General features: G+C 47.7%; 22 protein-coding genes. 8 read left to right on the forward strand and 14 right to left on the reverse strand.

The genetic code is table 11. From position 1 onward, the window contains the following. Window positions 1–118: 118 nt before the first annotated feature. Window positions 119–1,582 (forward strand): DHA2 family efflux MFS transporter permease subunit, encoded by a 1,464-nt coding sequence (locus AC50YG_RS23225; protein WP_494830048.1) that lies wholly within the window; start codon window positions 119–121, stop codon window positions 1,580–1,582. Between the two features lie 45 nt (window positions 1,583–1,627). Continuing rightward, window positions 1,628–2,248: a TetR/AcrR family transcriptional regulator gene (locus AC50YG_RS23230; protein ID WP_494830050.1), complete on the forward strand. Its 621-nt coding sequence runs from the start codon at window positions 1,628–1,630 to the stop codon at window positions 2,246–2,248. A gap of 130 nt (window positions 2,249–2,378) precedes the next feature. On the opposite strand, the gene AC50YG_RS23235 is transcribed toward AC50YG_RS23230, so the two are convergent. Next, the gene (locus tag AC50YG_RS23235; RefSeq protein ID WP_494830452.1) at window positions 2,379–2,525 is read right to left on the reverse strand and encodes a hypothetical protein; all 147 of its coding nucleotides are present in this window, start codon (window positions 2,523–2,525) and stop codon (window positions 2,379–2,381) included. Between AC50YG_RS23235 and AC50YG_RS23240 the strand changes: the two genes are divergently transcribed. Then, the gene (locus AC50YG_RS23240; protein ID WP_494830427.1) at window positions 2,475–3,290 is read left to right on the forward strand and encodes an alpha/beta fold hydrolase; all 816 of its coding nucleotides are present in this window, start codon (window positions 2,475–2,477) and stop codon (window positions 3,288–3,290) included. The genes AC50YG_RS23235 and AC50YG_RS23240 overlap by 51 nt on opposite strands. Before the next feature lie 68 nt (window positions 3,291–3,358). On the opposite strand, the gene AC50YG_RS23245 is transcribed toward AC50YG_RS23240, so the two are convergent. The 8 genes from AC50YG_RS23245 to AC50YG_RS23280 all read right to left on the reverse strand — a co-directional run bounded on the left by AC50YG_RS23245 (window position 3,359) and on the right by AC50YG_RS23280 (window position 13,405). Continuing rightward, window positions 3,359–4,129, reverse strand: a complete 771-nt coding sequence (locus AC50YG_RS23245; protein WP_473758745.1) for a response regulator transcription factor — start codon at window positions 4,127–4,129, stop codon at window positions 3,359–3,361. Further along, window positions 4,104–5,876, reverse strand: a complete 1,773-nt coding sequence (locus tag AC50YG_RS23250; RefSeq protein ID WP_494830053.1) for a sensor histidine kinase — start codon at window positions 5,874–5,876, stop codon at window positions 4,104–4,106. The genes AC50YG_RS23245 and AC50YG_RS23250 overlap by 26 nt, the downstream gene beginning before the upstream one ends. A gap of 80 nt (window positions 5,877–5,956) precedes the next feature. Next, window positions 5,957–7,012 (reverse strand): NAD(P)-dependent alcohol dehydrogenase, encoded by a 1,056-nt coding sequence (locus AC50YG_RS23255; protein WP_473758747.1) that lies wholly within the window; start codon window positions 7,010–7,012, stop codon window positions 5,957–5,959. 4 nt (window positions 7,013–7,016) lie between these two features. Continuing rightward, a complete protein-coding gene (locus tag AC50YG_RS23260; protein WP_494830429.1) occupies window positions 7,017–8,618 on the reverse strand; it encodes a glycoside hydrolase family 43 protein in 1,602 nt (533 codons plus the stop codon). A gap of 36 nt (window positions 8,619–8,654) precedes the next feature. Next, entirely contained in the window at window positions 8,655–9,929 is a 1,275-nt protein-coding gene (locus tag AC50YG_RS23265; RefSeq protein WP_494830055.1) for an ABC transporter substrate-binding protein, read from the reverse strand. Window positions 9,930–9,985: 56 nt separating this feature from the next. Further along, entirely contained in the window at window positions 9,986–10,843 is an 858-nt protein-coding gene (locus AC50YG_RS23270) for a carbohydrate ABC transporter permease (RefSeq protein ID WP_341279644.1), read from the reverse strand. Between the two features lie 18 nt (window positions 10,844–10,861). Then, complete coding sequence (locus AC50YG_RS23275) at window positions 10,862–11,749, reverse strand: carbohydrate ABC transporter permease (RefSeq protein ID WP_341279645.1); 888 nt, start codon at window positions 11,747–11,749, stop codon at window positions 10,862–10,864. Window positions 11,750–12,229: 480 nt separating this feature from the next. Then, window positions 12,230–13,405, reverse strand: a complete 1,176-nt coding sequence (locus AC50YG_RS23280; RefSeq protein ID WP_494830431.1) for a TerD family protein — start codon at window positions 13,403–13,405, stop codon at window positions 12,230–12,232. Window positions 13,406–13,563: 158 nt separating this feature from the next. On the opposite strand from AC50YG_RS23280, the gene AC50YG_RS23285 reads away from it, so the two are divergent. Together AC50YG_RS23285 and AC50YG_RS23290 are read left to right on the forward strand one after the other, a co-directional pair. Next, on the forward strand, window positions 13,564–13,980 hold the full coding sequence (locus AC50YG_RS23285; RefSeq protein ID WP_494830058.1) for an Rrf2 family transcriptional regulator: 417 nt from the start codon (window positions 13,564–13,566) through the stop codon (window positions 13,978–13,980). Between the two features lie 156 nt (window positions 13,981–14,136). Further along, a complete protein-coding gene (locus AC50YG_RS23290; protein WP_494830060.1) occupies window positions 14,137–14,994 on the forward strand; it encodes an SDR family oxidoreductase in 858 nt (285 codons plus the stop codon). Between the two features lie 623 nt (window positions 14,995–15,617). Here the strand turns inward: AC50YG_RS23290 and AC50YG_RS23295 are convergent. The 4 genes from AC50YG_RS23295 to AC50YG_RS23310 form a co-directional block, all read right to left on the reverse strand. Beyond that, on the reverse strand, window positions 15,618–16,490 hold the full coding sequence (locus AC50YG_RS23295) for a DMT family transporter (protein ID WP_494830062.1): 873 nt from the start codon (window positions 16,488–16,490) through the stop codon (window positions 15,618–15,620). 215 nt (window positions 16,491–16,705) lie between these two features. After that, a complete protein-coding gene (locus AC50YG_RS23300) occupies window positions 16,706–17,137 on the reverse strand; it encodes a DUF6843 domain-containing protein (protein WP_473758751.1) in 432 nt (143 codons plus the stop codon). 173 nt (window positions 17,138–17,310) lie between these two features. Beyond that, complete coding sequence (locus AC50YG_RS23305) at window positions 17,311–18,999, reverse strand: histidine kinase N-terminal 7TM domain-containing diguanylate cyclase (RefSeq protein ID WP_494830065.1); 1,689 nt, start codon at window positions 18,997–18,999, stop codon at window positions 17,311–17,313. Window positions 19,000–19,338: 339 nt separating this feature from the next. Next, complete coding sequence (locus tag AC50YG_RS23310) at window positions 19,339–20,103, reverse strand: AAC(3) family N-acetyltransferase (protein WP_494830067.1); 765 nt, start codon at window positions 20,101–20,103, stop codon at window positions 19,339–19,341. A 229-nt stretch (window positions 20,104–20,332) separates the two neighbouring features. Between AC50YG_RS23310 and AC50YG_RS23315 the strand changes: the two genes are divergently transcribed. Together AC50YG_RS23315 and AC50YG_RS23320 are read left to right on the forward strand one after the other, a co-directional pair. Continuing rightward, window positions 20,333–21,334: an ATP-binding protein gene (locus AC50YG_RS23315; RefSeq protein WP_494830069.1), complete on the forward strand. Its 1,002-nt coding sequence runs from the start codon at window positions 20,333–20,335 to the stop codon at window positions 21,332–21,334. Between the two features lie 184 nt (window positions 21,335–21,518). Beyond that, window positions 21,519–21,815 carry a PD-(D/E)XK nuclease domain-containing protein gene (locus AC50YG_RS23320; RefSeq protein ID WP_494830071.1) on the forward strand — a complete coding sequence of 99 codons (297 nt, stop codon included), beginning with the start codon at window positions 21,519–21,521 and terminating at the stop codon, window positions 21,813–21,815. Between the two features lie 221 nt (window positions 21,816–22,036). Here the strand turns inward: AC50YG_RS23320 and AC50YG_RS23325 are convergent, their stop codons facing one another. Beyond that, window positions 22,037–22,612, reverse strand: a complete 576-nt coding sequence (locus tag AC50YG_RS23325) for a cysteine hydrolase family protein (RefSeq protein ID WP_494830073.1) — start codon at window positions 22,610–22,612, stop codon at window positions 22,037–22,039. Between the two features lie 166 nt (window positions 22,613–22,778). Between AC50YG_RS23325 and AC50YG_RS23330 the strand changes: the two genes are divergently transcribed. Further along, window positions 22,779–23,387 carry a TetR/AcrR family transcriptional regulator gene (locus AC50YG_RS23330; protein ID WP_494830075.1) on the forward strand — a complete coding sequence of 203 codons (609 nt, stop codon included), beginning with the start codon at window positions 22,779–22,781 and terminating at the stop codon, window positions 23,385–23,387. Window positions 23,388–23,394 lie beyond the last annotated feature (7 nt).

Below are 23,394 nucleotides of genomic sequence, written 5' to 3' on the forward strand. Positions count from 1 at the left end.
AGAGGCAGCATGTGCTGCTTGAACGGAGGCTGAGTGAACCGGCGGGAGCGGGGACATACTTATTTTAGAGATACAGCAGCATTAGAACACAAACGAAGGGCATGGAGGAGGAACGATTTTGAATACAGCAAGTCTAGATACAGCACCTAAGGATTTGAGTGGAATAAAAAGAGGACCTATTGTAGCGGCACTTATTATTGGCGCATTTGTTGCAATTCTGAACGAAACACTACTTAACATTGCTTTCCCCGATTTAATGAAGGAATTTGACATCAGCTATGCGACCATTCAATGGCTGTCGACCGCTTATATGCTCGTAGTCGGCATACTGGTTCCGATTACGGCGCTGCTTCAGCAATGGTTTACGACCCGCCAAATGTTTCTATCCGCGATGATCTTATTTCTTGTCGGGACCATCGTCTGCGGCACGGCAACCGTCTTTCCTGCGCTGCTTGTGGGCCGCGTCATTCAGGCGCTTGGCACCGGGTTAATGCTTCCGGTCATGATGAATACGATTTTGGTCATCTTCCCGCCGGAAAAGCGTGGCGGCGCGATGGGTATGATCGGCCTCGTGATTATGAGTGCGCCTGCTATCGGCCCAACGCTGTCGGGACTGATTATTGAATCCTTTAACTGGCGCTGGCTGTTTTACTTTGTTATTCCGCTCGCTATTTTTTCTATTTTGTTCGCGGCGGTTTATTTGAAAAATGTTTCGGATATCACTCGTCCAAAAGTCGATCTGCTGTCCATTCTTCTCTCGTCGCTCGGCTTTGGCGGCCTGATCTACGGCTTCAGTAAAGCTGGCGAGGATGGCTGGGACAGTCCCATCGTCATTTGGTCTATCGTCGTTGGGGCAATCGCCTTGTTGCTGTTTATTGTGAAGCAGCTCATGTCGAGCCAACCGCTGCTGGATTTGCGCGCCTTTAAATATCCCATGTTCAGCCTTGTCGCCCTGCTGATGCTGGTGATGATGATGACGCTGTTCTCCACGATGATATTGCTGCCGCTTTTCCTGCAAAATGCGCTTGGCAAAACCGCTTTGGCGGCCGGACTTATTTTGCTGCCAGGCGGCATTATCAACGGCTTGATGGCTCCCGTTTCCGGTGTGCTGTTCGACAAATTTGGACCACGGGTGCTCGTTATTCCGGGGCTTGCTATTACGGCGGCAGCGGTTTGGATGTTTACTGGCATCGACGAGCTGACAAATATAGGTTATATTATCTTTATCCATATCGTGCTGTTAATCGGGGTTTCTATGGTGATGATGCCGGCGCAGACGACGGCGCTCAATCAGCTGCCCCGCCCGCTGTATCCGCATGGCACAGCGATCATGAACACGCTGCAGCAGGTTGCCGGCGCTATCGGCACCGCCTTATTTATCAGCATTATGTCATCCGGCTCAAAAAAATATTTGGAAAGCTCTGCTGATCCGGCTTCCCCGCTTGAGCAGGTCAAAGGCTTCGTATCAGGCATGCACAGCGCGTTCCTGCTTGGACTTATTATTGCCTTCATCGCCTTTGGGCTGGGCTTGTTCATCCGGCGCACCAAAGCACCTGATGTGGAGGAGAAAAGAGCGGCTTAGGTTCAAACGCAAAGCCGGAGTGAGCATAAAGGAAGTGAAGGATAGTTGAATTTTGAAACGGATGTGGTGGGCCGGGATATTATCGCGAAGGCCCGCCAGCTGTTTAGCGAGCATGGCGTTGAAGCGGTCAATATGCACCAGATTGCGAAAAGTGCAGGAATTGGGCAGGGCACGCTTTACCGGCGTTTTCCAAACAAGGGCGCGCTGTGCATGTCGGTGCTGCATACCCAATTCGAGCAGTTCAAAGTGAATGCGACGCAGGAATTAAAAGCAAACGACGCGCAGCCCGTCGTCATGCGCCTCTCGGCTTTCATACAATGCCTGCTATTCTTTTCGCTTGAGCTCAGGGAATATATACGTCCTATTCTTTCCGCTATTTGTACTGAAGATAAGAACAGCCAGGACTGGTTCCTAGCTGAACCGTATACCTTCATGCATGCGACGGTCAGCGGATTGCTGGAGGAAGCCGCAGCAGCAGGGCAGCTGCGGCCGCAAATTTTGCCAGCCATCGCTGCCTCCCTGCTGATTTCCTCGTTTTCACCAGAGCTGATGGCTCATTTCGAAGAACAGGGCTACAGCAAGGAGTTTATTTCTGAGCAATACAGCGTAACGTTTATTGAGCCGTTGTTTGTAGAAGCACCAAAGGCGGAGAATAACGGGAACTGATTTGCCCCATTTCAGCCAGCTATGAAATGTACGTTTATCCTTATGATCAAAAAAGAGGGTGTCCCATCGGCTTAAATGGCCGTGGACACCCTCTTTCTGTTATATAAGCTGGCTGAGCAGGGAATTATTATTAATAAAAGAGCTGATCTCCTACGCTGCGTGCAACAGATTGGAAGGATGGGACGTCATGGATCGCCAAGTCAGCACCATACAAGTAGGTGAATATGTGCTTGAATACTCCATTGTAGGCGAAGGACTGCCGCTGCTGTTTTTTCACGGCGGGCACTCCAACTGCTATGAAGAATTCGGCTACCAGAGCCTTGTCGCTTCGGGATATTCCATTATAACCCCCTCCCGATCAGGATATAGCAAGACCTCCCCTATTCCCGAGCTGCAGCAAGCCTGCGAGGTATACTTGGCTCTGCTGGATCACCTGCATATTGCAAAAGTACATGTGATTGCAGCTTCAGCGGGAGGGCCTACAGGCATCCTTTTTTGTGCGCAATTCCCTGAACGAGTGGCAAGCCTGACCTTACAATGCGCAATCTCCATGCCCTGGATCTCTTCAAACAATAAAGCCTATCGCATTGGAAGGCTGATTTTCAAACCCGGGGTGGAAAAAGGAACTTGGCTCATACTGGCTGGGATGAATAACCTTCTTCCGCGGCTCATGTTAAGGATGTCGTTTTTTGTCTTTTCTACCCTATCACCAACTGAGGCGTATGCTAGGCTGGATAAGCTTGCTGTTGAATTATTTCGCGAAATGAACAATAGGCAGCGCTCAAATTATGGCTTTCTGATTGATCTCGAGCAAACCCAGAAAGATTATACGCGAGAGCTAGGTTCCATCAAAGCCCCTACGCTAATTATGCACAGCAAAAATGATCGTTCCGTTACTCCCAGCCATGCTAAAAATGCCAAAGCCCATATTGTACATTCGGAAGCCTTTATTTTGGATGCATGGGGCCACCTGATATGGATAGGCAAGCATGCTGCCGAATTTGAACGTAAGCAGATCGCCTTTTTAGCTGAAAATCAGTAGCAGACCTCTTCCTTCTTTAGACAGGTGGATTAAGAAGGAAGAGAGCTGTACAGGCAGCTATCACGAAGCTAGGACAGCGACCCTTGGTTCCCATGGACTGCCATCAGCTTTAGCTGCTCCCGGTACTGCTTTGGCGTAATGCCTTCATATTTTTTGAAAATCCGAATAAAATAGCTCGCCGTCTGGAGGCCGATTTGCTCCGAAATACCATCTAGGCTAAGCGGAGAATGGTAGAGCAGCTCCTTGGCCCGTTTCATCCGCAGCCGGATGACATAGTCGCTGAAGCTTACGCCCGTCTCCTCTTTGAACAACACGCTGAGATAGCTCGGATTCAGATGGACATGCTGGGCGACCTCCTTGATGGACAAAGGCATGCCAATACTTTCATGAATATACTTAACGGCACTAAGTATATAGGCATTGGTGGAGGGTACGCCATAGGACAGCCCGTTTGCCGCTTCCTCCGACTTGGATTGAAAAGCTTTTCCAACCGCCTGAATGAGCTGCTCCTGCCGAATCGGCTTCAGCAAATAATCGACGGCACCAAGCTTCAGCCCTTTCTGGGCATACTCAAATTCCGCAAAGCCGGTGAGCAGTATCGTATTAATGTCGTTCTGCTCGCCGCGCAGCGTCTCAAGCAGCTCGATGCCCGTCATGAGCGGCATCCGGATATCGGTAATAAGCAGATCATAGGGCTTCTCCCGAAGCAGCCGGATTGCCTGCTTCCCATTGTCGGCCATATCCACCTGAACCTTGTCTTCCCCCCACTGCTCCAGGGTGAAAGCCACCCCCATGCGCGAATTGTACTCATCATCAACGACCAGTATGCTGTGATTCATCGTCAGAAGCTCCCCTCTCTGGCTCAGGCTCTAGCGGAATTTTCAATACAATCGTCGTCCCGGCGCCTGGCGCGCTGTCAATGGTTAAGCCGAATTGCTTCCCGTAATGAAGCTGAATCAGCTTGCACACATTGAATAGGCCAATGCCATTTTTGCCCGTTACAAAAGCAATGCTCAAATCGCTCTGTAAGCGTTCTCTTATTTGATGCAGCTGCTCGGGGTCGATGCCAATGCCGTTATCGTGCACCGTAAAGGAAATGACGCCCGCTTCCTCCCTTACGCGCAGCTTAATCGTGCCGCCATGCTCCATAGGCTCGATGCCATGCACGATGGCATTTTCAACCAACGGCTGAATCGCGAGCTTGGGAATCCGCACGCCGCCAAGCTGCTGCTCGCAGTCGATTTCAATGGCGAGCCTGTCGCGCCAGCGCATTTTCATAATATCGCCATACCGCTTGACCTGCTCCAGCTCCTCATCAATGGTGACAAATCCGTCCTGGGTGCTTGAGTGAATCGTATACCGGAACAAATCGGCCAGCTGAATAACGGTCTGCGCCAGCTCCTGCTCTCCTTTGCGGATATGATCCCAGTAGAGCGAATCGAGCGTGTTGAATAAAAAATGCGGATTGATTTGTGAATGAAGCGCTTTAATTTCGCTTTTGCTCTTCACAATTTCAATCTCATAAACCGATTTAATTAAATAATTAATCTGCTTAACCATCTGGTTATACGTCACATTCAGCTGATTAACCTCGCGATTAAAATATTGATCGGGGTTTTCCCGTGGACTGCCATGCTTGCCGCCCTGAATAATGCGTGTCAGGCTTCGGATTGGTGAAGTAATAAACTTGGATAAATAATAAGACAGCAGCGCAAATACGAAAATGCTCAGCACGCTTGCCCAAAGCAATACATCGCGCAAAAAGTAAATATCGGCGGTCAGCGTTTGCTTGGGAATCATAATTTGCAGCTTCCAGCCTGTCGATCGTATGGCCCGCTCTACCGTTACATAATCGCCGCTCTCTCCTTCAAGAGCGCCGACCGACAGGAGCAGTCCGCTGTCTTCCGCCACGTTCATGCTGTTGTTGTTTTCATCAAGAAGACGCATCACACGGCCTTTGTCCTTCGCCTTGTCCGTAGTCGCCAGCTCGATAATTGCTGGCTTAAGCCGGATGAGCAAATAGCCACCCTTCGCATATTTCTCCTTCTCCAGCTTGACCTGCCTGACGGCCAGCAAATATTCCGGGTTGTCTGGATCGCGTCCGATCCATATCATGGCTCCCGCCTCATGGATTTCATCCGCCTGCTGCAAATAACGCTCCTCTATCCGCTCTGCAATGCTCTTCTCCACAATGGGGTAGAGACTGCGGGACAAGCTGTAAAGCTCAATGTCCTTTATCGTATCTGAGTAGGCCGTCTTCTCGATGAGCAGCCTCCTCAGCTTCATTCGTTCGTCATAGACCGCCGAGTGCCCCTGCTTCTCCAAGCTGAGCGCTTCTTGTATCCGGTCATCCATGGCCAGCTGCAGCGTCAGGACGTTAACCTCGTTAAGCTGCGATTCCAGCCTCCCGCTTGCTTGCAGCGCGATCTCGTCAATATACAGTGCCGCATTTTCCCGCTGCACCTTGGACAGCAGCACATAGAGGCTGCTTACCGTAATGAGCAGGACAATGGACATGGTCAAAATAAAGCTGACAAAAATTTGGCCTCTCGTCTGATCCAATCCTATTTTTTTGAAGTATCCCACTTGCTGCTTCCTCCAGTGAAACTTGCACAAAACCTACCCTCTCGAAAGTTCATGAAAGGATAGGCTTTGTCCGCATACGGTTATTTATTTGGATAGATCATAATTTTTATACTTGTGTCCTTCTGCGTACGGGCCATTTCAACTGCTTCCTTCGTATCCCGCAGCGCATATTTATGGGTAATGACCTTCTCGATGTCCACGCTGGACTGGCTGAGCGCTTGAATGGCGCCCGGGTAGGTGTTAGCATAACGGAACAATCCGAGCACATCTACCTCCGCATCGATAATCGCGTTCACATCAACCGGAATTTCAGAAGCTGCTGGCATTCCGACAAGCACAATGCGTCCGCCGCGTTTGACGGTGCGAACCGCATCGGCGATAGCCCGTCCGTTTCCGGAGGTCTCAACGATAACCGTAACGCCTTTTCCGCCGGTCAATTCGGCAATGCGCGCCTGCACATCCTCTTTCATTGGATCGATAATTGCCGTAACGCCCATTTCCTTCGCCAGCTCCTGGCGAAAGGGCACAACGTCCGTCGCATAAATTTCACTCACGCCGAACACCTTCGCTGCCTGAATCGCAAGCAGGCCGATCGGGCCAAGACCCGTTACCAGCAGACGGTCTGCCGGAGTGACCTTCGCGCGGTTCATCGCGTGAAGTCCTACGGACAGCGGCTCCAGAAGCGCGCCCTGCTCAAAGCTGATTTCATCCGGCAGCTTGAATAGGAAATCGCTGCGTACCGCTACATACTCAGCCCATGCGCCGTCAACCGGCGGCGTTGCCATAAACACAACGTCAGGGCACAAATTGTAGCGGCCCGATTTGCAATATTCACAGCGGCCGCATGCTACGCCCGGCTCTACCGCTACCCGGTCGCCAATCGCGACACCCGATACGCGTGCGCCGACAGCAACGACCTCGCCAGCCAGCTCATGGCCGAGAATAATCGGTTTTTCCACGACATAGCGGCCAATTCTTCCGTGCTCATAATAATGAACGTCCGAGCCGCATACGCCAATACAGTATACTTTGACGAGCGCCTCATCGTCCTTCGGGGTCGGAACGGGTACTTTCTGAATCTCGATATCCAGCGGTTTGTTCATTACGGCTGCATCCATTACGTTTATGCTCATCATCAGCTCACCTTTCAGAATACTTGAAATAATCAAAGTCCGCATACTTGCCTCGTCCGCTTAAATCCTGTACGCAAATGCCGATAAATGCTCCGGTGAAGCCTTGATCAAGCGCAATGCCGTCCTTCACCAGCTCGGCGTTTTCATCCGATATTTTGCTGGCATCCAGAACAGGGCCAATCGGCTGCCAAGCCGCTCCATCCAGCGAATAGTGGAATTGCAGCGCCTCATGGCGGACTTCCGCCTTTAAATAACAGCGCTCTGCCCCATCAATCGATACGGGCTGCTCAAGCGGCTCATCATATACGGCGCGGTCGCTCGACATAATGCCGAGGCATTTGCCCAACTGCTCATCACGACTGATCCATAAGTAATAATAATTCTTTGTATTGTAATAGTATACAAGCCCAGCAAGCTGCTGATAAGTATCTGGCTCAAATTCTACCACCGTTTCAGCATCTACGGTGAACGATTGCTGGCGGCGTGCTATCAGGCTCTGCCGGTGGGAGGAATACAGCGATTCTCTTCCCTTAAGCCTCATATGACCCGGACGCTCCTTCAGCGTTGCCCATTGCTCGCTCCGCGGCTCGCGCAGTGTATGAAGATGAATGCTTATCGCATCCCCGTCAAAATGCTCAATCTCTGGCTCCGCCTCAAAACGATGCTCCGGGAGCGCTGGTGCGCTCACCTGAACCTCCGGCGAATGGCCTCCGCCGATAAGGCGCAGCCAGCCGTCCTCCGTCCAAGCGACCCTCTGAAGGGCGGTTTCCCGTCCAAGCGTGCAGCTTCCCGAAGGGCTGAGCGGCCGCGCGCACAGATGGGCAATATACAGCTGCCCCTCCTGCGTCTCGACCAGACTGACATGGCCCGCCTTTTGCAGTGCTAGTTCTGAGCGGTCCGCTGACGTAATGAGCGGTCCAGCCGGATCGGCCTCATAGGTGCCAAGCAGCGTTCGTGAGCGAGCCACCGTCGCCGCATGGCCAAAACGCGTGCCGCCCTCCGCGGTAATCATATAATAATAGCCGTCATGACGATAAATGTGAGGACCTTCCGTCAAACCAAGCGGCGTGCCGCCAAATATCGTTTGAATCGGTCCCGTTAGCGCCTTTAGCTCCTCGGAATACTGTTGAATGACGATGCCGCCGAACGGATTTTTCCCTTTACGGTGATCCCATGTTAAATTGACCAGCCACTTGGTGCCATCCTCATCATGGAATAGGGAAGGGTCAAAGCCGCTGCTGTTCAAATAAATCGGCTCTGACCAAGGCCCCATAATATCGGTTGCCGTAACGACATAGTTATGCGTGTCCTTGAACGGGCCCATATGGCTTTTTACATCGGTAAACACCAGATAGAAGATGCCGTTATCGTAGCTGAGGCACGGCGCCCATACTCCGCCGGAGTCGGGATTGCCGATCATATCGAGCTGACTCGCCCGGGTAAGCGGGTGCGTGAGCACCCGCCAGTTTTTCAAATCGCGAGAATGATGAATTTGAACGCCGGGAAACCATTCGAAGGTCGAGGTCGCAATATAATAGTCGTCTCCGACACGAAGGATCGAAGGATCGGGGTTGAAGCCCCGCAATATTGGATTGTTAATTACGTTAATCGCAAACGCCTCCTGTCTCACATGCTCTGGCCGCTGTTACTTGATTTTCGCCAGCTCGTCTTTAACGCTGCTTGCATTTTGGCCGACGATCGCGCCGACCGAGTTCAGGAACTGCTCGGCACGCTTCGCGTCCAGCGCTTGGTCATAGTAGCTGAAGAAGCCTTCCAAGCTGCTGCTGATGGAGCTGTCGTAGGCAAACGCCAGCGGATTCATTTTTGCCTCTTCCAGTCCTGGGTTTTTCATTGGGCTGATGTTCGCGCCTTCATTAATTTCCTTCCGCTGCAGCGAGTCAGTAAGGAAACGAATCGCTTCATAAGCCGCTTCTTGGTTCGTCTTGGAAGAAATTGCCATACCTGCGCCGAAGCCGCCTTGGTAAGTGTTTATGCCGCCTTGGCCGCCATCTACGGTCGGGAATGGCACGAAGCCGACTTTATCGGCAAAGTCGCCATCGAGGAAGGAGTTCATTGCCCATTCGCCTTGCAGATACATGGCAGCTTTGCCGTTCGTAAACAGCGATTCTGCCGCTGCATAATCAAGACCAAGGAAACCATTGATGAAGCCTTTGTGATCGACAGCAAGCTCACGCAGCATTTCGCCCGCTTTTACAAAGCTGTCCTGTGTGAAATCGGCTTCGCCATTTTTCGCTTTCTCGAACGGCTCCATGCCGCCGATGCGCTGTGCCAGATAAGAGAACCAGTGCAGAACCGGCCAGCGGTCTTTGCCTGCGACTGTAATCGGAACGATATTTTTAGCGTTCAGTTGATCCACAACATTTAGCAGCTCCCCATAGGTTGTCGGAGGAGTCAGACCATTTTCATCAAAAATTTGCTTGTTGTACCATAGGGATACTCCGCTGAACAGAACGGGAATGCCGTAGTTTTTGCCGTCGTAAGAGAACGTTTCCAATCCGCCGTTAAGCACATCGTTTTTGAACGCTTCATCCTTATTCAGCGGCTCGGTAATATCGCCCAGCATGCTGTTGGATACGAGCGTATCGAAGGTTTCACCGCTCCAATACGTAATAATATCCGGCACCTGGTTGCCTGTAATTGCTACTTTCATTTTGGTTTTCAAAGCTTCGTCTTCAAAAAACTCGGCCGTAAGCTCCACATTCGGATGCTCGTCATTGAATTGCTTGATTGATTTTTCAATAATATCCTTGTTTCTCGTTTCCATGCTCCACATGGTCAGCTTCGTTACATTGCCCGCTCCTGCCTCCGTCGCTTCGCCTTCCGCCTTGTTTCCGGCGCTGGAGCAGCCTGCCATTACTACCATCATTAATGCCAACAATAAGATAAGACCCTTTTTCATGTTTGTTTCCCCCTTGGATAGTGTCGAATGCCGCAGCTCATAAATAGAAGTCCCTATTAGCCTTTAACCGCGCCCGCTACAACCCCCTTTTGAATATACTTTTGCAGAAACATGTATAAAATAATGATAGGAGCTGTCGTGATGACCAATGCCGCGCTGATCAGCGAATAATCGGCACTGAAGTTGCCCTTGAACATCATGAGGCCGAGCGGCAGCGTTTTGAGCGATTCCTTGGATACCATGACTAGCGGAAAGACGAAATCATTCATAATATTGAAAAAGGAAAGAATCGTAATCGTCGCCAGCACAGGCTTCGCAATCGGAAAATACACTTTGAAAAACGTCTGATAAATCGAGCAGCCGTCAATCATGGCCGCCTCCTCCAGCTCCTTCGGCACGCCCTGAAAGAAGCCATGGGCGATAAAGACAGCGACCGGAAGATTAAAGGCGATATAAGGGAAAAACAATGCCCAGAACGAATCATAGATCCCCAGCTTGTTCGCCATCGTAAACAGTGGAATCAAGGTGCTGTGGATCGGAATCAGCATGCCAAGAAAAAATGCTCCCAGCAGCAGCTTCGAGCCCTTAAACGGCCGAATCGATAAGTAAAAGCCAATCAGCGTCGATACGACCAGCAGCCCGACTACGGAGAAGAAGGTAATGTACAGGCTGTTGAACAAATAGCCGTTGATGCCTTGGTTCCAGGCCTGCACAAAATTATCAAAATGCCACGATTCCGGCAGTCCCCAAGGGTTGGCGAAATACTCCTTATTGGTTTTAAATGACGAAATGACCATCCATACGAACGGATATCCTGTAAATACGAGATGGACCAGAAGCAGCACATACAGCAGCAATCGGGAAAAGCCTTTGCCGCGCGTCCCCGCCGGCTGCATCGTTTGAGTCGCGCTCACCTTCATCTCTCCTTTCTCTTATTGGAATCTGGCGCCTGTACGGCTCAGAAGCTTGGAAATAATAAATGCGAGGCATAGTCCGAACAGCAGCAGGAAGGTGGAGATGGTGCTGCCATAGCCGAAGTCCATCATGCGGAATGCATTTTTCATCATATAGCTTGCTAGCACTTCGCTGCTATTATTCGGCCCGCCGCCCGTCATAATATAGATCAGGTCGAAATATTTCAAAGAATTGATCACACAGTTCAGCACCGTGAACGTAATGGTCGGCCAGATCAGCGGGATTTGAATGCTGAAAATAATTCTCCACTCTCCAGCGCCCTCTACCCGTGCCGACTCCAGTACCTCTTCCGAGATGCCCTGAAGCGCGCCGATATAGACGATAATATAAAAGCCGATAAACTGCCAAGCGACAACCGCGATAACCGACCCTAGCGCCGTCGCTTCTTCCCCGAGCCAGGCATGTGCCCAGCTGTCGAGTCCAAGCTGCATAAGCAGACTATTCAGCAGCCCGAAATTCGGGTCGTAAATTTGCCCCCACAAAATGCCAAGCACGGCTGTAGACAGCATAACCGGTGTGAAATAAATCGTTTTCAAAAAATTTGATCCTCTCAGCTTGTAGCCCAGCACAATGGCAAAAAACAAACCGACCGGCAGCTGAATGAAGAGCGCTCCCAAAGTTAATAACACTGAGTTTTTGAGCGAGGTCCATAGAACCGGATCTTGAAGCAGCCGAATGAAATTGTCCCCTCCGTTGAACACCTTTGCCGAAACTCCGTCCCACTGGAAGAAGCTATAATAAATACTCATACTGATCGGCACAATAATAACTGCCAAAAAAATCAACAGCGCAGGTCCCATGAAAAATAGCCTGCTGCCCAAGCGTCCGGCGCCTGTTTCGTTCATCCGTAACACCCTCTCCTAGCTTAATGCGCATGATGCCTTGCTTTGTTGTATCCGTTTTCATTATTTTATCAATGACATAAATCATTGTAATGACACGATGATTAGGTAAAATAGCACTTTCATTGGTTCGTCCGACAGGGCGAGGGAATACAACAAAAAAACCGCATTCGTCTGAATGCAGTTGTTTGGGATAATGCTTTTAGTTGGTGCCGGCTATTGCAGGCCGTGGATGGAAACGTAATCCCGCCAAATCCGGATAGAAGCAGCCCGCTTCAATCGTATTCCCGATCGATCCCGATCGATGGCTTGGTGGGCACAGAAGACCCTATTTCAACCGAATCACTGGTTATAGCCTAGTTCGCGGACTCAGGAGCAGCTATTGCGTTAATAATCGCTATTTTGAGGGGATGACGAGGCCAATAACGGATCTCCTGTCCGCGTAATGCCTGAAACCGCATAAAAAGTCAGAATAGCGGAACCTCAGTCCCAATCATCCTTGAACTCTTCAGGGCCAACATCCATTTTAAAATCTCCATTTGCATAAAGAAGCGGACTACGCTCTTCCCCATCTTTGGAGTATTTTTCAACGTGACTGACTCTCATTTGCTTGGCATCTGTGAAATCGATATGGGCGATTGCCACCCAATAGGCGTAATCGTTTTTCTCGAGCAGTGGTGCTGTTACGGTTTGTCCCTGATGATTATCAACGCTTGCACGAACCTTCATCGATTTAAAGCTGCCTGCGCCATTGCTCAATGCGCTATAGGCGGCAAATAGAACGTAGCTTAACGCTTCCGGTCGATGAATAACAATCGTTTCTTTCCCATGTCCCATAGCATCCCCATCGAGTTGAATGTACGGAGCAGTATGAGGTGATCCAAGGTAGCGATAATAGATTTTGCCAACCTGCCCGTCCTTTGTTACATAAAAACAATACAAATCCAAGTCTTTTTTGGTTTGCCATTCGAGAATTGCCGTAACCTTGGCCGACTTTTGAATGTTAATGCTTTCTTTCTTCTTGAGCTCCACTTTTAGCAGTTGGTTTGGCTTGGCAGGGGAAACAGCTGGTTCAGCAGCAGCAGCAGCCACTTCCGCATGTGATTCGCTGTATACTTTGAGTCCAAAGTTGCTAACAAGAGCGGCGAGCCCTCCCTCAAACCCGCTTCCGACGGCACTAAACTTCCACTCTCCTTTATGGAGATAAAATTCGCCAACAACGATAGCTGTTTCTTTGCTAAGGCCTTCTCCGAGGTTGAATCTACCTATCTCCTCGCCGTTGATTGGGTTATAGATTCGCCCGACGGCGCTACGAACTTGCGAAAAGGCTTGACCATGCGATTCCCCATCATGAATGGTGAGTGTTACCGCGATTTTATGTATATCACTCGGTACCTTACCTACCGAAATTTTGATAAGCTCTCGATCTCCATTCGTCGGACCTGAGTGTGCAACGGCATGCTGCCGGCTGAAAGGTTGATTATAGAAGATCATATCTTCATCCTGGGCACATACACCTGCTTGATTTAAGAGGAAAGCTGATGCATTTATATCGATTGCTGGATCTGCGGTCTGCCAAGAAAGCCCAATTACAATATCGGAAATCCCGCGACCTTTTGTAACATCGATTTTTTGACCTTTTGCTAGGATCATCAACAACCGCTCCTTATCGATCTCCAATTTTACAAAATGACACATTTTTAGTATATCATACGAATCAAAGTCTATAGACAAGTAACCAAAACACAAAAAGAATAGGAACAGGATTGACATTCCGTCAAGAAGTAACTATGATGGTTACAACGGTGGTGATAACAATGAAACAATTCAGCAGCCGCTTCTCGATGGGAGTCCATATTCTGACGTTGATTGCTGTTATGCCGGGAGATTGCACAGGGGATATGATTGCTGGCAGCGTAAATACGAATCCCGTCGTCATCCGAAGAATTATGGCCCAGCTGAAAAAAGCCGGTTTGATTAATGTCCGGCCCGGTGTTGGTGGTGCTACTCTATTGAAAGACCCCGCATCTATTAGCTTATTGGAAGTGTACAATGCGGTTGAAGTCATTGATGAGGGTCCCCTGTTCCATTTTCATCCAAATCCTAGCCCGCGATGCCCTGTAGGCAGAACCATTGAAGCCTCGCTTATGGCAGAACTGACTGAAGCTCAAGCCGCTATGGAGCAGAGATTGAGCAGCGTTAGCATTGCGAAGATGCTGGGACAAGTTTGTTAAAAAAAGCTCTTGCAATGGCTTTTTTACGCCCTCGTTGTAACTACTTAGGTTATAACAGTGAAGGTTTCAAAAGTAACTAAAGCTAGGCTATAAGGGGATTTCAATCATTGAATCCCGTTTTATTTCACACAAACCCAACCAATGGAGGAATGAATCATGAAAATTTTAGTAACTGGCGCAACTGGACAATTTGGCTCCCTCGTCATCGATACTCTATTAAAAAAGCTGCCTGCTGAACAGCTTGCGGTAAGTGTGCGTACGCCAGAAAAAGCTGCGCATTTGCAAGCACAAGGCGTTGACGTACGCCACGGTGACTTTGATCAGCCCGAAACCCTCGATACAGCATTTGCTGGTGTAGACCGTTTGTTGATCGTTTCCGCTGATGCAGATAATGCTACACGTATTCGCCAGCATCAAGCCGCTATCGATGCCGCCAAAAAAGCAGGCGTAGGCTTCATTGCTTACACAAGTGTTGCCAAAGCAGATAAAAGCACGCTCTCGCTCGCTGAAGTCCACCGCGCTGCGGAAGAAGCGATTCTTGCAACGGGAATTCCATATTCTCTGCTGCGTAACAACTGGTATGCTGAGAACGAAGCTGGCAGCGTACAGGGCGCCATCCACGGAGCACCTTGGCTGAATGCCACTGGCACTGCGCGTGCAGGCTATGCATTACGGAGCGATTATGCCGAAGCGGCGGCGGCTGTTCTAGCTGGCGAAGGCCATGACAATACGGTCTACGAGCTGTCGGGCAAGCCGCGTACGCAAGCTGAGCTTGCAGCCATCACTGGCGAAGCATTGGGCAAAGAAATCAACGTTGTCGATGTAGATGATGCTGCATTCGGCCAAGCTTTGACGCAAGCAGGGCTTCCTGATTTTGTCGTTGCGATGATTGTTGATTTACAAGCTCCAATCCGCGAAGGCTCCCTCGATGTAGAGAGCAATGATCTGGAAATGCTGCTTGGCCGTCCAGCTACTCCACTCAGCGCATTTGTTACCGCTCTTTCTGGACGTTAAGCTATTGTGGCTACTAGGATAGGCAGGGCAAGCAAATGAAACGAGTCTGTCTCGACAGGTCAGAAATGACCTCCGGGACAGACTCGTTTTACATTTAGATAGTCGGCAATCAGCAGCTTGATGCTGTTCGTTTGTTTCCAGCGATTGCCGGGATACTCCCTGTACAAAGCCAGACTTGGCGGACACAGCAGCAGCTATTCCAACAAAATCAAGGGTACTAGCACAGGCCGCGGTCTCAGGAGACGCTATTGCTCTGCAAATGGCCAATTTGAAGGGATGAGGAGGCCGATAACGGATTTCCTGTCCGCGAAAGACGTGAAATCAGGTTAAAAACCAGAATAGCGGAACCTCTGTCCTCAGAAAAAAAGCAGTGCGCATCACGAGCGTTGAGATCTCAGACTACCCTCGCAAACTGCGGTCCCTTGCCCTTAAATCGTCAGATAAAATGGGGCTTGAACAAACGCGAAGCAAGGAGGAGCTGTCCCCCAACTCCGGCTTGCAGACACATCCTTGTTGCTCCTGTTTGGCTGTTTATTCTCCTACCCTTCCCACTTCCGCAAAAGAGGTGCATAATTTGACCGACCTTGCTAATCATTGATTAAAACGCCGATCAGCTTTCGTGATTATTCTTCTCGGATGACTAATAACACACCAGTAAAAATGAATAACGTACCTATCCAAAAAGACCAGCCGATTTGTTCACCTAGTAATAACCATCCAAGAAAAGTTCCGACGACAGGCTGAAAAAAGAAAAATAATCCGCCACTTGCAGCATTAAGCATTTGCAATCCACGATTCCACAGCAAAAAGGCACATGCTGTCGAAATGACTCCTAAGTACAAAAGGCCGCCCCAAATCGATGGCTGCATGATGGCTTGAACATCAAGCTCAGGTAATCGGCTAATTGTAAAAGGGGTAAGTAGCGAGATGGCTACTAGGGTTGTATAGAACGTTACAACAATTTGTGAATACTGCCTAGGTACCCGTTTAATTAAAACAGACATAAGCGCCCAAGTAAGGGCGGCAATAAGCAGGGAAACGCCACCCCGTTGAAGAGATGGATCGATATCGGCAGTTCCAACAATAACACCAACTCCAATTGTTGCTAAAAGAATAGAAGTGGCTTTTTTAAACGTAATTTTTTCTTTTAAGATGATGCGCGCAAATAACACCATAAATGCGGGTGTCGTCGAAGTAATAATAGCGCCCATTTGTGCAGTAGAGAACATCGTGCCCACTTCTTGGGTCAGGATTGAAATGGTGTTTCCAATAAGACCAATCATGAAGATCAACAGCAAATCTCGTTTTTCAATTCGCCAGGATTGTTTGGTGACAACACCAATTATTAATAATGCAAAAATCGCAATGACATAACGAATCCATACTAATTCAAGTGGCGGCACAACGTCTACCACATGCTTTACTACAACAAACATCCCGCCCCAAATACTTGCAGCGATTGATAAATATAAACAACCTAATAAAGTGTTTTTCATGTTGTACCCTCCGTTTTTCTAGACCATTCCTGTCCTTAACGGAGATGTAGTTTTTCTACCGCTAAGGGAGAATAACTACAGGTACATCATTTTCAAATAGTGGTGACCACATCATCAGTTTTCAGCTCGCTCTCATAAGAATGATATTATTTTATAAGACATTTATCGTTTAGGATACCCCTCAATATTTTCACTACTACTAATAACACCTTTCTTCACTTTCCCCATGTCCTAAAATCTTCACTGCAATTGGTGCGGGTAATGGTAAAATCGTTATGTCTTGTGATGCTTGAACCAATCTCGGAAGCACCATTTCCTCTGACATGGACGCAACGTTCATCTATCGGAGTTCGTCGTCCATCAGGGCTGACATAGAAATATTGGTCTGTCACCAGCCCGTATTCCATTTCAGGCTTTGAGGTATCGTATGTCCCATCGACTCGAATTGGAATGAGATCATATTTCCCCTCTTTCTCAAGTGCTGGTGCACCTTGAACGTTATAAGTCACCCTAATATCACCCTCAAAGCCTACAGGGATTAAATAAATATCATTCGTTGAGGTCGTTTTAGTGAAAAACAAGCTTGTAATAAACCACAACACCGCCACAGCTCCAATTAATAGTGCGATCATTTTTTTGTCACTCATCAACCTGCTCCAATCTCATCCGCCTTATCTAAAATTATATTCCTTTTCTCTGTTCTTCATTAGTTCTAACATTTATAGTCCCCTCATAGCTTGATACCCGTTACTTAAGCAAAATAAAAAAAGACCGTCTGCTTAAGCAGCGGCCTCATCTATCTGTTGTTGATTCCATTCATTTAAGAAACACTCTGAACATCGGCAAATTCGATTCGATTTCGTCCATTTTGCTTGGCCTGATAAAGGGCTTTATCGACGGCGGCAAAAAGTTGAATTAAATACCCTTCTGGATTGTCCGGTACATGCTGAAGATTAAAGTCTTCAATGGATAAAAACCCTACGCTCACCGTAATGGAAACCTCTCCGATTTCATGATCTACTAAAATGTCGTTCGACTCGACCGCTACTCTCACTCGTTCCGCTAATTGTTTGGCTAACTGGCGTTCTGTATGCGGCAGGTAGATCATGAATTCTTCCCCGCCATAGCGAGTTAGAATGTCGGTCCCACGAATGGATTGTTTGACGGCTTGAGCCGTACGATAAAGGACTTCATCCCCAATTACATGTCCATAGCGATCATTAATTGATTTAAAGAAATCAATATCAAAAAGGATAAGTGAAAACGGAATTTTATATTGAATATTGGTTATAACCTCATGCATCAGCTGCTGTGTCAAATAACGTCGATTGTAGCAGTCTGTTAAACTGTCCGTAAGGACTAATTCTTCAAGCTTTTGATTAGCTGTGGACAGCTCATTGCGAATGCGATCAAGTGCATGGTTTCGTTCCTGAAGAACCTCATTTTGCCGATTCATTTCTTTCACAAAAAAACGCTCCTGCGAGACATCCTGAAACGTAATGATATGACCGATCTGCATTCGGTAAGAATCGACAATCGGAGAAGCTTGTACGATAAAATGACGCACGATGTCTCGCTCATCGATAATTTCGATTTGAGACAGGGTATTTTCTTTTCGCTTATAACGTTCGAGAAACCTTTTGCTGTTGCCCTCAACACGAACAGACGCCAGCAACGACTCCATATCAAAATAATCACCTACATTTAAATCCATATAATTTCGTAAAGATCTGTTGGCTTCAATAATGGTTTCATTATCATCCAGCACAAGTATGCCATATGGAAGCGTGTTGATCACATCCTCATGAGCGATGGAGACAAGATCAAACACATTATATTTTTTAATGACATATACGAAAAATAAATCCGAAAGAAAAATACCCATCGAAGTAAAGCCCGGAATGATTGGCAGCCACTCCCTTAGGACCACATTAAGAATGGCATCAATACCTGCAAATATAGCAAGTACGAATATTCCCCACAACGTTACTTTCACTTGTTTTCTAATCATGGGTGACGTTTTGGAAGCCTTCAATGCCCCAAACAATACAAAGAGAGAAGCAAAGAAGTAGCTCACTAGAATAGTGATGACTATCCAAAACCATGGGCCATATGCTCGATGAACGTAACCGCCCTCCAGCGGAGTCACAAAAAGATTATTCGGGTTAATGACCACGCCAACTGCTGCGATAACCGCTGGAGCAAACAGCAGAAACAAGCTTTTTTTTCCTAATTTATCAGCATTTCCGGTAAGAAAGACAGTAAGCAGCAGCCAGCCGCTTCCGAGCAAAGAGAGTGCGACAAAGGACAAAATCACATAGAACAACTGCAGCAGCGGATCAGTGGTCAGATCTATGGCAATCTGGCACAATGGCCAAAGCATCATTAAAAAATGAAATAAAAAGTACACCTTATGTAAGTTCGTAATCCTCACGGTAGCAAAAACATAAACATATAAAGCAAACAATAGGAGGAATAAAAAGAGATCATACCATACTAATGGGCTCACAAATCTTCTCCTTTTTTGATACGACGACTACAATATTATAGAATTAGTATAATCCATGACGCTTAAATGAACCTTTAAAAGATGCTTCTCCAAATCATTAGCTTGGTTAAATTAACCACATCTTATCACACAGTAAAGACAGTCAGCTAGCCCACACAATGGCAGTCCAACCATCCTCTGAACGATTTCTTCATACATTCTTTGAATTTGCCCATGAATGGGACGTTTATGACTTAAGCTATGAGAGAGAAGAGGTTGTTTTGAGGATAAATTTAGAAGATTTTACGCGGTTCGCACCCTAGAGCCATCCGTTGCCGGACAGCCCCTTCATACATTCTATTAGTGATGATCCAAGGGATTATTATCCGAAAACAAATCGGGATTGTCTTTGAGCATGCCAGTTATTACTCTCGCTACCGCAGCCGCATCACAAACCCTTACAACCGCATCGCCAAGCCGCCCCTTATGCATAGCGCCTTCACTTTCCAGTATATCATCTACTTTCCAAAAATGCTGCGACCACGACAGCCCGCAATGTCTACGGGAAGGCACAGAAATTTCTGTTCCATCGGCTAAAACCGTGTAAAGCAGCTCATGGTCATCCGTTAACCTGCCCGGTATGTCTACCCATTCTTCGACTCCATGAATAAAGGTATTGCGCCTTAAATCGACCCCAACTAACAATATAGTCGCCCTGCGGTCGAGCAGCTTCCCCCAAGCGGAGCCTCTAGCGCAGGGCGTATCGAAACGATGATCGTCGTTTGTGAGCTCTATAGCATCCGGGCCTAATGCTGCCACCGAATGGGTGGGGTGCAGCGAACGCACCACACCAGGCCGATTGCGAAAAAGCTCGGGCAGTATTCCGACGCAGGAAGGGGAACGATCAACGTAAAATTTCGGATTTTCCGCATTGATGTAGGACCATGTATGGGTGGGCAACACCAACAGCCCATCCTTCATATGATCTGTTAACGCATCTAAGACCGTATCTGCGCCACCGTCAACAGACCCGATACTTTTCATCGAAGAATGGACGAGCAGCGTCCCTTGGCCGTCAATGCCTAGCTGCTCTAACTGCTTCATTAAGCTCTCTATCGTATGCATGTTCTTCACCCTCCCCTGCCATTATATCAAACCTTGCCCTTAATTGTGATAGGGTTCGAGGTAACATCTCAAAGGCGAAATTCCTTTCTCCGCGACGGTTTAATGAGGTTCATCCAAGGATTTAGATATATATACTAATCAACAAATAATTTAAGGGGTTTCTATCAGCATTCCTCTTAAAAGGTCGTATATTTATGTTATCCCATCCCATTTAGGGTTATACTAAAAGATGGTCGACTTTATAGGAAGCGACTTCAAGGATACCAAGGATTTCTGGGAAACGATTGCGAATAAAGTCGGTATTCCGCTCGAACGTGACCATACAGAAATACGCACGATTGAAGGCCAAGGTCTCGCCGGAACAAAAGAAGGAATTACAACTTCCATAACTGAATCTTTCCGCTCCAACAAAGATAAAGTCATTCAATATTTTATAGCTAATAATTTAGTCTTGCTATTAGATGATTTCCATTACGCTTCACCAAGCAAGCAGTTTGAAATTGCCTATCAGCTCAAAGATGCGATTCGTAAAAGGCTTCGAACCGTCATCATATCCTTACCTCATCGGTCTGACGATGCCATTCGAAAAAATGTTGATTTAAGTGGGAGACTGAACCTGATTAATATCGAGCCATGGAATACAGATGAACTGCGGGAAATTGCTGTCGCAGGTTTCAACAAACTAAATATGCAAATTGATCTTAAGATCGCCGATAGCATCGCACAAGAGAGTTTATCTTCCCCTCAACTAATGCAATCCATCTGTTATAACCTTAGCATGATACTCGATATCGACAATATAGATAACCCGGTAATTCCTGATCAAGATCTCCTAGACCAGGCATACAGAATGACTTCATTAAACCTTCTTGCTTATCAAGAGGTTGCTAGGAAGCTGAAAAGAGGCCCTAATCCCAGAGGACAAAAAAGAAAAACCTATCTGACTATAAAAAATGAGGAAGCCGATATCTATGAATTGCTTCTTAAAGCGATTGCTAATGATCCGCCAACTGTGAGCCTTTCTACCGACAGCATCAAACGAAGAATCGATGTGTTACTTGGTGATATTTCTGATAAGCCTGATCGAGTGAAAATCAAAACAGCCCTTGATCAGATGCAATCAATTATGCAGAGCAGTGAGCCGATGTATCAAGTGTTTGAATATAAGGACGATGAAGTCTACATTTTAGAACCGTTATTCCTATTCTTTTTGCGCTGGGGTATTCTTTAACTAACGGAGGGATATTATCCTGACTACAATTAACGAAGATAAATCGACAATTATAACTGCACTTCAAGTGCAAATTAAATGTTTACCGCAGACAAAATCGGCTGATTATAGCGGATGGATTGATACCACCAGCCGCATTTTAGAGCGTTTCTTTTCCGATCAGTCCATAGCACAGAGGTTTGTCTTGATCACGAAAGAACGTATGCTCCAAGCACAATCCTACCTAGAGAATTTAATTACAGATATCAATGCCGGGTTGTTTGATCCTACCAAGCCCCTTACTGAAATCGATGAAGTACACTTCCATCTTATCATACACAAGGTTCTTGAAAATTTCGATAAGCATATCTACGAAATGTATCAAAAGCCTGTACACGGTAACGGAACTTTAAAGCCAGAGAATCTCGCTAAAATCGCTCTCGGGAACGAGTATGATGTGCAGCGCTTGCTTTACTCATTAATCCGTCCAATTACAGATTAGAACAATTGTAATCCAACCAGTAAATATAATATGAGAAAAGACCCCTTGATGCGTTCATAAAACTTCGGGAACAGGGATCTATAATAGTAGATCGACCTGTTGAACGAAACCATCATGATCCGATCAAACAAGCCAAGCCCCCTCTTCTAGGAAACCGGCGGAAGGGGCTTTTCCTGTTGACGGAAAAGCCCCAAAGTAATTCATTCGATTACGCCTAGCCGTTAACTCGATAAAGAAGCCACCCACGCGTCGACAGTCACCACCTCGGCCTGTTGAGGGAACACCTTCTCGGTTAACACGCGATGAACCTCTGGGTCGGCATCAATACAGGCGTCGGAAAGTACCGTAAGGGCAAAATCCTTATCTGCTGCTTCCCGCAAAGTCGATAGAACGACCCCGCTTGTGGCGATACCGCTAAGAATAAGCGTATCGATCTGACGTGAACGAAGAATGACCTCAAGGTCACTTCCGGCGAACGCGCTCACTCGAACCTTCGTCACAATCGGCTCGCCTTGTCGAGGCTGCACAGCTTCATGAATCTGCATCATCGCTTCTGGAGCCGCCACAGCGCCGGATCGACTGGCAATGCCCCCAAACATTTTGTTTCTAGCACTAATCTCCGGATATCCTTCACGAAAGGCCACACGTACGTAAATAACAGAAATAGCGTGACTGCGTGCAGCTTCAATAGCCTTTTGATACGGAAGCAGTACATCCTCGTTAGCTGCGAACCTCGATACGACGCTGCTTTGCATATCCATGACCAACAGCGCGCTTTTGCTTGGTGAATTTTGCATATGTTTTTAATCTCCTCTTCATTTAGCTTCCACTTGAACCAATCGAAAATCGCCTCTCCGGAATAAGCGGAGGACTCATTCCGTTTATATAATTATACGGAGAACATTCTCCGTTTGTCAATGAATCGCCAGTGATGTAATATTTATAAAGAGGTGTTATCCCAAGATGACTAAAAAGAAAATTTCAGCTGGAGACGTTGACACTACCGTGCCCTTCGCCGCCGTGACACCCGAGAAGGCCTTGCGTGCAGATGCCAAAAAGAATCGGGATAAGCTGCTTGAGGTCGCTCATAAGGTTTTTACGACCGAAGGCATCTCCGTCTCGATGGATGAAATCGCAAGGCATGCCGGTGTGGGCGTGGGAACCGTCTATCGGCATTTTCCGACCAAGGAGGATTTGTTTGGGGCCGTCATTGTCAGCCACAAGACGCGGCTTATGGATGAAGCCAAGCAATTGCTTGAACACGATGATCCGGGCGTAGCGTTCTTTCATTATTTTAGGACTATTATACGCGAGGGAATGGCCAACAAGGCGATTACCGATGCCCTTGTCAGCAGTCTGAATATAGAAGCTGGACGTTCGGAGGTTGCGAGGGATTTTTGGCAAGGGATCGACAATCTGCTCACCCGTGCAAAGCAAAATGGCTCCGTTCGGGCGGATGCTCGCCTTGAGGATATTAAAATGCTGCTTAGCGGCATCCTGCAGGCAGCCGGGGACAGCGGCACTTTTCCGGACCGCGTCGTATCCATCCTATGCGATGGTCTTCGCGGGTAAGAAAAAT

This window comes from Paenibacillus sp. J31R34 (assembly GCF_059383715.1).